This window comes from Niameybacter massiliensis (assembly GCF_001282685.1).
GTDB lineage: Bacteria > Bacillota > Clostridia > Lachnospirales > Cellulosilyticaceae > Holtiella > Holtiella tumoricola.
Genome location: NZ_LN875035.1, coordinates 2,526,024 through 2,538,510 on the forward strand (window position 1 = coordinate 2,526,024; position 12,487 = coordinate 2,538,510).

The 12,487-nt window shown below is 35.1% G+C and carries 11 protein-coding genes; 3 read left to right on the forward strand and 8 right to left on the reverse strand.

Annotation, left to right across the window (positions count from 1 at the left end; all coding sequences use genetic code 11):
- Positions 1-37: 37 nt before the first annotated feature.
- On the reverse strand, positions 38-952 hold the full coding sequence (locus BN2390_RS17585; protein ID WP_053985614.1) for a DUF979 domain-containing protein: 915 nt from the start codon (positions 950-952) through the stop codon (positions 38-40).
- Positions 952-1,629, reverse strand: coding sequence for a DUF969 domain-containing protein (locus BN2390_RS17590; RefSeq protein ID WP_053985615.1), 678 nt, complete (start codon positions 1,627-1,629; stop codon positions 952-954). Before BN2390_RS17590 ends, BN2390_RS17585 begins: the two co-directional genes overlap by 1 nt.
- 252 nt (positions 1,630-1,881) lie before the next feature.
- On the opposite strand from BN2390_RS17590, the gene BN2390_RS17595 reads away from it, so the two are divergent.
- Positions 1,882-3,063: a hypothetical protein gene (locus BN2390_RS17595; RefSeq protein WP_053985616.1), complete on the forward strand. Its 1,182-nt coding sequence runs from the start codon at positions 1,882-1,884 to the stop codon at positions 3,061-3,063.
- On the opposite strand, the gene BN2390_RS17600 is transcribed toward BN2390_RS17595, so the two are convergent.
- Complete coding sequence (locus tag BN2390_RS17600) at positions 3,060-4,301, reverse strand: NAD(P)-dependent oxidoreductase (protein ID WP_053985617.1); 1,242 nt, start codon at positions 4,299-4,301, stop codon at positions 3,060-3,062. The two genes, BN2390_RS17595 and BN2390_RS17600, sit on opposite strands and share 4 nt — an antisense overlap.
- Positions 4,302-4,374: 73 nt before the next feature.
- Positions 4,375-5,547 (reverse strand): thioredoxin-disulfide reductase, encoded by a 1,173-nt coding sequence (gene trxB, locus BN2390_RS17605; protein WP_082238852.1) that lies wholly within the window; start codon positions 5,545-5,547, stop codon positions 4,375-4,377.
- A gap of 188 nt (positions 5,548-5,735) precedes the next feature.
- Here trxB and BN2390_RS17610 point away from each other — a divergent pair, with 188 nt between their 5' ends.
- On the forward strand, positions 5,736-6,161 hold the full coding sequence (locus BN2390_RS17610; RefSeq protein WP_053985618.1) for a hypothetical protein: 426 nt from the start codon (positions 5,736-5,738) through the stop codon (positions 6,159-6,161).
- A gap of 43 nt (positions 6,162-6,204) precedes the next feature.
- On the opposite strand, the gene BN2390_RS17615 is transcribed toward BN2390_RS17610, so the two are convergent.
- The 4 genes from BN2390_RS17615 to BN2390_RS17630 form a co-directional block, all read right to left on the reverse strand.
- Positions 6,205-6,558 (reverse strand): zinc ribbon domain-containing protein, encoded by a 354-nt coding sequence (locus BN2390_RS17615; RefSeq protein WP_053985619.1) that lies wholly within the window; start codon positions 6,556-6,558, stop codon positions 6,205-6,207.
- 149 nt (positions 6,559-6,707) lie between these two features.
- Positions 6,708-7,832: a glycerate kinase family protein gene (locus tag BN2390_RS17620; RefSeq protein ID WP_053985620.1), complete on the reverse strand. Its 1,125-nt coding sequence runs from the start codon at positions 7,830-7,832 to the stop codon at positions 6,708-6,710.
- A gap of 170 nt (positions 7,833-8,002) precedes the next feature.
- A complete protein-coding gene (locus BN2390_RS17625) occupies positions 8,003-9,382 on the reverse strand; it encodes a GntP family permease (protein ID WP_053985621.1) in 1,380 nt (459 codons plus the stop codon).
- Between the two features lie 132 nt (positions 9,383-9,514).
- Positions 9,515-10,666: a CdaR family transcriptional regulator gene (locus BN2390_RS17630; protein ID WP_053985622.1), complete on the reverse strand. Its 1,152-nt coding sequence runs from the start codon at positions 10,664-10,666 to the stop codon at positions 9,515-9,517.
- Between the two features lie 216 nt (positions 10,667-10,882).
- Between BN2390_RS17630 and BN2390_RS17635 the strand changes: the two genes are divergently transcribed.
- Complete coding sequence (locus BN2390_RS17635) at positions 10,883-12,373, forward strand: hypothetical protein (RefSeq protein ID WP_154668850.1); 1,491 nt, start codon at positions 10,883-10,885, stop codon at positions 12,371-12,373.
- The last annotated feature ends 114 nt before the right edge of the window (positions 12,374-12,487 follow it).

The window sequence follows — 12,487 nt, forward strand, 5'->3', positions numbered from 1 at the left end:
CTAATAGATTTTTTATAACTTGCTCCTATAGCTTCTACTAGAATGCCCAGAAGTACATCAGTGCAATATGAATGATAAGAAGTGGAATAGCTAGCATTACTTGATGCTTGATCACCGCATTCTTATCTTTTGTCTGTAAGAGTACTGCTGGAAGTACATTAAAGTTAGCTGCCATAGGTGTTAAAAGTGTTCCACAGTATCCTGCTGTTAATGCCAGCGTGGAAGCAATAATCACATTTCCTCCTTGGGCGAAAACAAATGGTACACCAATCCCTACTGTAATAACAGAGAATGCTGCAAAGGCATTTCCCATAATCATTGTAAAGAGCGCCATACCTACACAGTATGCTATAACACCAAGTAAAATATTGCCCTCTGGAATAACAACAGCTATCCCCCTTGAGATTACATCACCTACGCCTGCTTCTGTAAAGAGTGTACCAAGTGATGCTAAAAGTTGAGGCAAAATACACATTGCTCCAATAGCTTGAAGCATACGATTTCCATCTTGACCAACTGTTTTTATTGGTGCTTTTGTTAAAAGCAGTGTAAATACAAGGGTAATACAGGCTGCTATTCCAATAGCTACTGTACCACTTAAGCTTGTAAACTTAGCTACACATACAACAATAATTACAATTGCTAGAGATGGCAAGAAAATCTTATTGCCTAAGCGTTTAGCTTGCTCTATTGTAAAGCCTTGCTCTGGCATATTTACTTTTCCCATATTTACTTGCTTGGTAGCTGTGAGCACTCCAATTATAACTAAAAGTGCACCAACTACTGTACCTGGTAAGTAACTTCCAAAAATAAAAATACTTCCTAAGATGACCCAAAAAGTCATTGTACCTATTCTCGTTTTGTGTGTTGTATCTTTGAAGATGTTAAAGGCAACTAAGTACATTAAACAGCCTACTAATACATAAAAAAGTTCTAATAAGAAGTCTCCCATTACTTAATCCCCCTTTTCTTTTCAATCATTTTACGAATACTACGATCTAAATGTATATTTTGTATTACACCAAGTACTAGCGCAATAATTGCCACTGGTATAGCAATCTGTGCAATCTGAACGGTATCAGCTATATAGCCTAGCTCTTCTAATGTTCCTGCAATTAAAAGAACACCTGAGTTTGCAATAAAGATATTTTGTGCAAAGAAGTTTCCATAGTTATCCGATGCAGCAGATGCAGCTTTAATTTTCTCTTCAATCTCTTCATCTAATTCACCATATTGGCTTACTGCTGCACCATTTGCCATTGGCTCAATGAGTGGGCGTACAAACTCAGCATGTCCACCTAAACGTAAGCCCATAGCAATAGCAATCTCCCGAATAAGTAAGTATATAGATAAGATTTTTCCTGTTGACATATTTTTTAGACTTTTAATAAGTTCTATAGCACGTTGTTTAAGTCCATAGCGTTCTGATATACCTATAATTGGTAAAATTAATAAATACAACGCCATATGCCTTTGTTTAATAAATGTATCGCCAATTGTACCTAAAATTTCAAAGATACCCATATCTGCTACAAGCCCTGTAACAATACCCGCTGTTAAGACAACAGCAATTGTATCAAATTTTAGAATAAAACCTACGATAACAATTACAATTCCTATTAGTTCCATGTTGTCCTCCTTATAAGTTCATTATTTCTATTATACGCACTTTCCCTCCTAATAACTACCTTTTTTGTCGTTTTATAGCTTTTTATATTTTTTAATCTATTAATATACATTCTAGGGCTCAAAATATAAAATCCCAACGACACTATAGTCCACCCATATAAAATATTAGAAAACTCTAGACTAGCTACATAAAAAATATTAAAATAATACTACTGTCTAAATTTATTTTATAATGACTACAAGGGGAGAAATATGCAGTCAACAGTTGAAATTACTAAGGGGAACTACAAAGGGAAAATCAAAAATAACTTAAAGAGTCATGATCGTTTTATGTGGAAAGCAACTTTCAAAGATTTGAAGTATTTTTCAAACTATAGAGCATCTGATTTTTATATTACCGATTGCTACCATATGCGCCTTGACTGTCAGGTTGAAATTGATCCTGAACAAGCAATGGTACGTGTTATACCTACATATAACTATGACAAAAACAAATATTATTATCTTACTATTAAGTATACCTTACGTAAGGAGCCACTCTACGTAGCTTTTCGTATTACAGATGCTCATTTTGAAACCATTTCTTTTGCTAATAAGGCAGAATATGCAGATTTTATGAAAGAAGACCGACTTTCTACTAAAGAATCTTTTCAGACTAAAAACAACTCTAATGAAAAATCTTTAGAAGATACCTTTGTTGTACCTCCTCGTGAGTACTTAGGTCCTCTACCTTTTAAATTTAACCTATTCTTTATGTGGCTTAATATTTTAGTTGTACTTATAGAAATTATACTTGAAATGACCATGATGGATACAGGTGTTACCAATGCAACCATGCCACTTGTCATTTTTCTCGTCCCACTAACTACTATTTTGCAACTTTTTGTTTATCTTAAACAAAAAAAGTCACCAGCTTATCAAGCTATAACGACATATAATAATGGCGTTACAGCTTTTAATGCCAGTGACTATCCTTTAGCACGAGATTATTTCCAAGAAGCCCTTACCTTCAATCCACATAATCTTGCTATTGAAAAAGGGCTTGAACTCTGTCAAAAATATACTACATCAATGAGTTTGTTAGATAAGGAAACCGTTTATTTTGAAAAGGCACATTTTAATTATAATCATACCTTTATTATTGTGTCAGGTATTTTAAATTTTCTTCAAATTTTGATTGTCCATATTCTAGAACTTCAATGGCGTTTTAGTCAGTATATCTATGATTTTTTTATTATTACATTTATACTTCAGCTTATTGTTCTAATCATTCAATATACAAGTAAGAAGCAAAAATCTATTGCTACTTATAATGCGGGGATTTCATCGCTTCTAGCAAAAGACTTCACCTTATCAAAAGAACTGCTACTTAAAAGTCATTCTCTTGATGGTAACAATCTACACACAATAAAAGCTTTAGAATATCTTACTTAAAGTTGTTTTAAGTAGTCTTCCATAGTGAGGGCTACTTTTTTTGCATTAGCTACTGCCTCAACTACTGTACGTGCGCCAGTAACCACATCACCAGAAGCAAATACACCTTGTTTGGTTGTATGACCTGATTCATCTGTTACAATAAGGCCATATTTATTAACTTCTAGTCCTTTAGAAGTGCTCACAACGTTACTATTAGGCACTTGACTTACAGCAATGATAATACTATCTGCTTGTATGAGTTCATTTGAATCTTCCACACCTATAACACTCATGCGTCCCTCTTCATCTTCTACTCTTTGCGTAGCTTGAACAATAAGTCCTTCATCTGTAATTTCTATAGGCGCTTTATAAGTTGCAAATAAGACCTCATCCTCCAATGCTTCTTTAATTTCTACTTTTGTAGCTGGCATATCAGGGAAATCTTTTCTATAAACAATGGTTACTTCTTTAGCACCTTGGCGTTTGGCAGTACGGGCAGCATCCATGGCTACATTCCCCGCACCAATAACAAGAACTTTGTCACCTAAATGATAAGCTTCTGGAGACTTGAGATAGTTTACAGCATAGTGAACATGACCTAAAGTCTCTCCTTTTATATTTAACGTTTTAGGATCCCATACACCTGTTCCAATAAATATAGCTTTATAACCATCTGCCATAAGTCTATCTAAGGTAATAACAGGACCTATTAAAGTGTTGTAACGAATTTTCACATTAAGTGCTAATAAACGCTTTTGAATTTGTTCTAATAATGCACTTGGTAATCTAAATTTAGGAATACCATAGCGTATCATACCCCCAATTTCATCATTCATTTCAAATAACGTTACTTCATAGCCTTTTTCTGCAAGCATACAAGCCACTGTAATCCCAGCTGGACCTGCTCCAACTACTGCTACCTTTTCACCATTAGATGGTACACTCTCCCATTTATCTTTGGCTAAGTAAAGACCTGATAAATAGCGCTCTAATTCATAGAACTGAATAGGTTCACCTTTAATCCCTTTAATACAATTACCATAACACTGCTTCTCATGTGGGCATACAATGGCACAGATCGCTGATAATGGATTGTTAGCAAAAAGTATTTCACCTGCTTTTTCTATTTCTCCGGCTTGGAAAAGTCTTATAATATCTGGAATAGGCGTGCTAATTGGGCAATGCTTTTGGCATCTTGCATTTTTACAGCCTAAACATCTATTCATTTCTTGTTGTATATCTTGATTCATTTGCATAATTTCCTCCTTGCTTAAATTGTCACAAAAAGATACAAAGATGGGAGTGTTTTACAACACCCCCTTCTATACTTTATAAGTTTTTTAATGCTTCGTCAATTTGATGTTTGTCAAATCCAATAATTACTTTATCATTAATTGTTGTCACTGGTACTGATCTTTGACCTGAAACTTGTAATACAACGTCACGTTCTTCTTTAGCATCAGCTACAGTTACCACTTCATAAGGGATACCTTTTGAATCTAAATATTTTTTAACTTTTTGACAAGGACCACACCATTGTACAGAATAAACTTTTACCATTACGCATTTCTCCTTTTTCGCTACAATATATTTTTCAGCTTTAAGTGCTGCTATCGTTCCATCGGCTACAGCTGTTGAAACCTGTCTAAATTCTTTTTGACGTACGTCTCCAGCTGCATAAACACCTTTTACATTGGTCTGCATACTTTCATCTGTAATAATATAACCCGATTGATCTAAACTAATATTTCCTTTAAAGAGATCCGTCTTCGGTTCTGTTCCTATATATCCAAAAACTGCTTTAATAGGTAATGTACTTTCTTTGCCTGTTTGTGTATTTCTTATGATAGCACGTTCTACAAATTCATCACCTTCTACATTTACCAAATCATGATTATAAAGAATCTCTATATTGGCTACTTGCTCTACTTCATTGATAACTTTTGCTTCAGCATGGAAGCTGTCATATCTTCTAATGATTATCACTTTCTTTGCTAGTCTAGCGAGATACATGGCTTCTTCTAAAGCTGCGCTCCCACCACCTACAACAGCTATTTCTTCATCTGCATAGTTGGCACCATCACAGACCGCACAGTAATGAACCCCTTTACCTAAATACTTACTTTCATTAGAAATAGGTAATTTCTTAGGACTTGCCCCTGTTGCGATAATAACTGCTTTAGGTTTATAAATATAGTCGCCTGTTTCAATAATTTTCTCTTGGTCAGAGAAAGAAACACTTTCGATAAAATCAAATTCATCAATAATGGCACCTTCACCTGTTGCTTGAGCTTCCATTTTATCTGCCAGTTCCATTCCTGTAATATTATCAAATCCAGGATAGTTTTCTATTGTATAGCTGGATCTCATTTGTCCACCAATAATATCATTTTCTAATATTAATGTCTCTACATTGGCACGTGTAGCATAAATTCCTGCTGTTAATCCTGCGGGTCCTGCTCCAATAACAATGAGGTCTATTTGTTTTTCTTCTTTATTCATTACTATACTCCTTCCATCGTATGAAGGTTGTTTTTACTCCCTATGTAATTATTATATACTAATAATTATTAATTAGGAAGCTATAAATAAAAAAATAATATTTTCACCTCACGTTCACTTAGATATCACATTACTACATTATTATATTGGAGTATTAATTATACTATTTTATTTGAAAGGAGCTAAAAATGAGTTTAACTATTCAAGCATCAACTGTTTCTATCAATCAAACAACCGGTGACTTAGCAAAATCTATGCAAGCTACAAGTCAGTCCACTTCTTCCTCTAGCTCTGGCACCCTCAATCTAAAAAATACAAATGCTGCTACTGTACAAATTAGTGATGCAGCAAAACTATTAGCCCAGCAAGCGCTAGAAGAAGCTGCTACAACCTCAGATACTGAAGCTTTATCTGACACTACTAAACTCCTTGTAGAATCTGCTGAAACAGAAGAAGATGACGACACTACATCTTCCTCATCTATACAAAATCTCGCTTCCCTAACAGCACAACAGTTACAGCAACTAGCTAGTGAAGGTACCATTTCAGCATCTGAACTTGCAACAGAACTTGCAAAACGTGAACTCGGCTCCGAAATTGACTTACTAGCATGACAAAATAGAAAAACACTTTCAGGCCCCTCCTGAAAGTGTTTTTCTATTTTCTATTATTCCCACAATAAGGACAACAAATAAAATCCTCTTCTAAAATTCTACCACATGTTGCACAACGTACCGGTCCTTTTTCCATGACTTCAACTTGTACTTGATCTGGCATAATCCCCGCATGTAACATGGCAATAGCATCTTCTTCTGATACAGCCATCATAGCTCCACAACTATGTCGCAAGAAATATCTTGTATGCCACTTAAATACAGGGATGAAGAAAAGCCTTAGACACTGATAGGTCTTAATCAGTTCTAGGTCACCATTATGATGGCAACTTCTACAAGTACCAACTAAAAGCTTTAACACTTTAAGACCAGGCATTATGTCAATAATAAAAAACATAGTTTTATGCCTCCTATTTTCTCTGCTTTTTTTATTATAGCATACTTCTATTTTTTATAGTGTCTATACTTTATTAGATCCCTCATTACTTTTTTATTAAAGATAAAAGAAAAAGTTCAATACCCTATACGAGCATTGAACTTTTTCTTTTATCTTTCTATCACTTTCATAACATTCTTCATCATAAAATAGAGATTCTCTACAGACTGATACCTTGCTTCTTCAAAAGGAATGGGTGCACGATTAATACTAAATATGGCTGTTACACCTTCATCATAAATAGGTTCAATCCCTTCTCCTATAGCCCCTACTAATACCATTACAGGAACACCTTTTGATTTGGCACGTTTGGCTACACCCATAACTACTTTACCACTTAAACTTTGAGCATCTATCTTACCTTCTCCTGTGAAGACAAGATCAGTGCCTTCTAGCAATTCTTCAAATCCAACTACATCTAGTACAGTCTCTATTCCCATTTGAAGTTTACTGCCTAGGAAAGCCACCATGCCTGCTCCCATACCACCAGCTGCACCTGCACCTTTTAATACAGATACGTCTATTTTCAAAGCGTTTTGAATTACTTCTTGTAAGTGACGTAATCCGTTGTCTAATACCTCTACCATCTTTTCGTCCGCACCTTTTTGAGGACCAAAGATATAAGCTGCACCTTGCTTTCCATAGAGCGGATTATCAATATCACACATGGTAATGATTTCTATACCTTTAAGTTTTTCTCTACACGTTTCTATATCTATTCGTACAATGTCTTTTAATGTACCTCCTGTAGGGATAAATGTCTCCCCTTCAGTATTATAAAACCTTGCGCCTAATGCAGCTGCAGCGCCTACTCCACCATCATTAGTGCAGCTTCCACCAAGCCCTACAATGAGCTTTTTCGCACCCTTTTCTATAGCATCAAGCATTAATTCACCCACACCATAAGTAGTCGTTAGCATAGGATCCTCTCTGCCTTCTACTAATGGCAATCCACTACAAGCTGCCATTTCAACAACCGCAGTATCCTGTTCTAACCTTCCGTAAAAAGCCTCCATCTCTTCAAAAAAAGGCCCTGTGACTTTACAATATACCTTTTCTCCTCGAAGTGCCTTCAAGAAAGCCTCAACACTTCCTTCTCCACCATCTGCCACTGGAATGGTTATGACTTCAATAGCCGAATTGATTTCATGTATCGCCGACTCCATTGTTCTACACACTTCACTGGAGCTCATAGTCCCTTTAAAGGAATCTGGTATCACGATCACTCTCTTCATAGGTCTCACCTTCTTTTAGTCAAAATTTTGTCTTTTCATTTTCAAATTATTCTCATCATACCTAAACTTCACTCATTATTTTATTAGAATCTCTTTGTTACCTTCTCTAAACCTTGTTGCCAATCTTATCCTAATGAATATACAAAGCACCTATTCATTAGCTGATCACTTTAAACTAAAAATAGAGATAGGATAAAGATAAAAATCATAGATACAATACCCATAATCAATGTGGTGATTGTATGTGTTTTGTACCCCTCTTGTGGTTTCATACCACCAAAGTTAGTAACTACCCAGAAGTAACTATCATTTGCATGGGATACAGTCATAGCACCTGCTCCTATTGCCATAACAGTAAGTGCTGCTGCAACTGGTGTTGTAAGTCCAAGTGCTGCCATCATTGTACCTGATTCTGCAAAAGAACCCATAATGGCCGCTGTCGTTGTTATAGACACAGTAGAAGAACCTTGTGCTGTCTTTAGAATGGCTGCAATTAAAAATGGGAAGAAAATACCTACTGAAGATAAGAAGGCTGCATTTTCTGTGATATAATCCACAAATCCTGCTGTTGTAATGACTTTACCAAGTACACCACCTGCTGCTGTTACAAACAAAATAGGTCCTACTACTTTAAGTGTTTCATTGGTCAAACCATTAAATTCGCTCATTTGCTTACGGCTTGCAAGTAAACCAATTGCAAATAAAAGCCCTGCGGTTAAAGCAATAAGTGGATTCCCAAGGAAGGTACAAAGACTCATAGCCATCCCTTCAAATTTAAGTACAGATGCAACTGAGCCTAATGCCATAAGTAAGATAGGAACAAGGATAGGTGCAAGTGCCATAAAGCCACTTGGCAGTTTGCCGTATTCTGCTACTAATTGTTCATAAGTTTTAGCAAGTTGTTGGTCCGCTTCACGGTCTTCATCTGAACGCACCTTTTTACCAATGAATTTAGCATAGAAATATGCTGCTACAAGTGCCGGGATAGATACAAGTACACCAAGTCCAATAACAAGTAATAAGTTATCGCCTACACCTACAGAACCTGCCGCTGCAATAGGTCCTGGTGTAGGTGGAATGAACACGTGAGAAACATATAATCCTGCTGCAAGTGCCACCGTCATAGCTACGCTAGAAGCTTGTGTACGTTTTCTCATTGCTTTACGAATAGGGTCTAAAATAACAAATCCACTATCACAAAATACTGGAATAGATACAACCCATCCCATAATGAGAATGGCCAGTTCTGGACGCTTCTTACCTACTACTTTTACGACCATATCTGCAAGTTTCACAGCTGCTCCGGTCTTTTCTAAAACAATACCAATTAATGCTCCTAAAATAATAACAATACCAATACTGGTAAATATGCCACTAAATCCAGATCCAATGGTCTTTGGCAGCTCTTCTAGCGGAATACCTACTACTATTCCAAGTAAAAGAGCTACACCCATAATTGCTAAAAATGGATGTACCTTAAACTTAGAAATAGCCAAAATCATAATAATAACTGCAACTACAAACGTAATAATAAGTGGTATACCTGTCATACTACTTCCCCCTTTATTTGTATATTGTGTTGTTATTATTATAGAACATACATCATTATTCGTATATGTTACACAAAACATAAACTATCATTCATTTTTGTGTCCTATAACATTATATAATAGTCATATTTTTTATTTCTTTATTTGTCTAAAAAATACATTAGCCATATAAAGAGTAGGAATATCTTTCAAGTCTCTTGGATTGTGTCCTGTTTTTTCAAAAATACGATTAAGTTTATACTGTAACGTGTTTTTATGCATAAAAAGTCTTTCCGAGGCTAATGTAATAGATCCATTACAGTTAATCAACATTTCAACAAGCTCAAGCATCTCCTTTACTTCACTATCTGATATACCTTTAAAAACTTTATTAATATATTCTTCTTTTAGGACTTTGGGAATTTCTCCTGTAAAAAGTTCTACTGTCATTTCTTCATAGAGTTTAATAGGATTTTGGCTATCTAATTTAGCTGCACCTAATGCTTTTTTGGCACAGGTATAGGCTAAGTACATACTTGTCCAATCTCCTTGTATTTTATCAATACCTATGGCTAATCTAACTTCGTATGTAGTCTTAATCCAATTTTCTAATGCTTTTGCAAAGTTTACCATCTCTTCATCAGACCTTGTTACGACAAACCCAATCAACTTATTTCTTGATCTTAAAAACAAATTGCCCTGCCTTTCTTCTTCTACCCAACTTTTCATTTTTTTCTCTAAATGATTTAAAAAGATTTGGTCTTTTGCTCCATGTCCTTTTTCACTATCTAATAAAGGTGTCATAATGAGGATACGTCTTGGAATGATAATATCAATACCTATCGCTTCTCCCCTATCTATAAATGCCTTATCATAGGCCACATTTCCATCAAAAAGCCATTCCTCTAAATAACGAGAGCGAATTTTCTCATTTTCTTCTTTGATTTGTTTTCTTTGGGCTTCTACTACTAAAATCTCCGTCATCTTTTTAATAATTTGCCCATATATTTCGACCTGTTCTCGGTCTCCTGTTATACCAATAACACCTATTATTTCATCCTCTACTACAATAGGTAAATTAATCCCCTTCTTAGCACCTCTATAATCATCATCTTCTTCTATAATCAGGCAATTTAATTTCTCATGAATAATCACTTGAGCCCCTTCATGAAAATTCCCTATACGTTCTTCATCTGTACTAGCAACAATATAACCTAAATGATCCATTACATTAACATGTTGATGAATGAGTTCACTAATCTCCTTTGCAATGTGCATAGCAATATGTTTAGATAGCTTGATCATCTACTTTCCCCCTACACCTTGAAATATTTTATAAACGAAAACACTTTCATATGCCATGAAAGTGCTCTAATCAAAATGTATCAAAATCTCATCAATCTGTATTATTTTACTTAAGTATAACTTAAGTTTTAAACTTTTAAAAGATAACACTAGATTTATGTCCATAAAATTTGTATAAATAAATTATACTACTTATTTTAGAGAGCGAGAATGACTATGCACACTTTAAACTACAAAATCAGCCACTACGATATACTTAAGCAAACCTTAAAAATAGAAGCTATTTTTTCATCTGTTACAGATCCTGCCCTTAACCTTTTTAAAGGGAAGGTTAAACTCCTTAACTTTGAATGTAATTGCAAAGCACAAGATGCAGGGCCTTATATAGAAATACAAGTTACTCAAAATCCTATTGTCTTTTCTTATACTGTACAAATAGGCACCCCTGCTAAACACGGATTTTACGGCATGGTCTCACATGATTTAACAGCCTTTGCCGGTGAGCAAGCCTTTTTATTCCCAACGACACTGCTTACCTCTAGTAGTTTCACACCTTCAACTGTTATTAAGGAAATTGAAATCAACTATAATTTAAAACAGCCCATCTGTACCGTTGTTCCTTTTAAAAAAGCAGAAACAACTTCTGTCTGTGAAAGTCCTAAATGGTGTCATGCCTATGAACTGATGAAAAGTAGCTATATCTTTGGACACCTAAATGTCTTTGAAGCTACTGTAGGCTCAAATACGCTTCATATTTATTATGAGGATACGCTTAAAACACTAGATGAACACATCTTAAACAACATGGTAAATCTTTTTAAATACTACGCTGAACACTTTAAAATGTCTCATCATCATTTAAGTCTTGTTCTACTTGATATTCATCCTGAGCCAATACTTGGCGGCTGTGGTTCTCATATCATTTGTGCTAGCTTCACTCCTGAGAACCTTAGAGACTGGCAACTTTTAGCCCATCGTATGTTCCATAGTTTTATGGATGTGAAGTTACCACTTAGTGACTTCCATATGCCTCCTCAACTTTGGCTTACAGAAGGACTTGCTACTTACTACGAAAATATGGCATTAAATGCTTTAGATAAATCACTTCAAGAGAAGCTAAACCTTAATATTGCTAAAGAGTTTCATAGACTCTACACAAGATATCTCTATGCTAAATTCAAAGATCCATCTCGTTTTTCTTTCCCACCTATGGCAGAAAAACAAATTCGTAGTGCAGGTCAACTAGAGTTTCTTCACTATACCCACGCCCCTCTTGTAGTCAAATATATAGAAGATACTTTTGGAATGTCTGAACCTCATATCATGCTACGTACACTCTTAAATTTTAGCCTATGTGAACCTTTCTCACTTCAAGTCTTCTTTACAAAGATTTTAGGACAGCAAGTCCATACTTTCGCAAGGCATTTTCTCTTTGGAGATGATACATTACCATTATGGTATTTAAAAACACCTGAACACTTCACGTCTCAAGAACTTATAGATGATCTCAATTACTTTGAATATATGCTCTATAGTTGGTTTATCCTAGAAGATCCCGATTATAAACCAGCCGTACTTTCTCTAGATCACTTAGAAGAAAGGGTTACTTTATCTAAACATGCTGCTTTTAACTTTGCATCTCCTCATATAGAGAATGAAGTCAAAACCTATTCTCTTCCTTTATATTATCTGTTAAAGACACTTTAATTTACTTTTTCAGAAGCATTCATTTTACCACACTACAAATTACTAGACTACAAAAAGGTCAATGAAACACATTCTAAACTACGTGTTTCATTGACCTTTTATATATAACCCTAT

Bases quoted from the DNA above. Each gene is read 5' to 3' on its own strand.
- BN2390_RS17590 (WP_053985615.1), bottom strand. From the start codon at position 1,629: ATGGAACTAATAGGAATTGTAATTGTTATCGTAGGTTTTATTCTAAAA.
- BN2390_RS17610 (WP_053985618.1), top strand. From the start codon at position 5,736: ATGAGTTTAACTATTCAAGCATCAACTGTTTCTATCAATCAAACAACC.
- BN2390_RS17620 (WP_053985620.1), bottom strand. From the start codon at position 7,832: ATGAAGAGAGTGATCGTGATACCAGATTCCTTTAAAGGGACTATGAGC.
- BN2390_RS17625 (WP_053985621.1), bottom strand. From the start codon at position 9,382: ATGACAGGTATACCACTTATTATTACGTTTGTAGTTGCAGTTATTATT.
- BN2390_RS17635 (WP_154668850.1), top strand. From the start codon at position 10,883: ATGCACACTTTAAACTACAAAATCAGCCACTACGATATACTTAAGCAA.
- trxB (WP_082238852.1), bottom strand. From the start codon at position 5,547: ATGAATAAAGAAGAAAAACAAATAGACCTCATTGTTATTGGAGCAGGA.
- BN2390_RS17615 (WP_053985619.1), bottom strand. From the start codon at position 6,558: ATGTTTTTTATTATTGACATAATGCCTGGTCTTAAAGTGTTAAAGCTT.
- BN2390_RS17585 (WP_053985614.1), bottom strand. From the start codon at position 952: ATGGGAGACTTCTTATTAGAACTTTTTTATGTATTAGTAGGCTGTTTA.
- BN2390_RS17630 (WP_053985622.1), bottom strand. From the start codon at position 10,666: ATGATCAAGCTATCTAAACATATTGCTATGCACATTGCAAAGGAGATT.
- BN2390_RS17595 (WP_053985616.1), top strand. From the start codon at position 1,882: ATGCAGTCAACAGTTGAAATTACTAAGGGGAACTACAAAGGGAAAATC.
- BN2390_RS17600 (WP_053985617.1), bottom strand. From the start codon at position 4,301: ATGCAAATGAATCAAGATATACAACAAGAAATGAATAGATGTTTAGGC.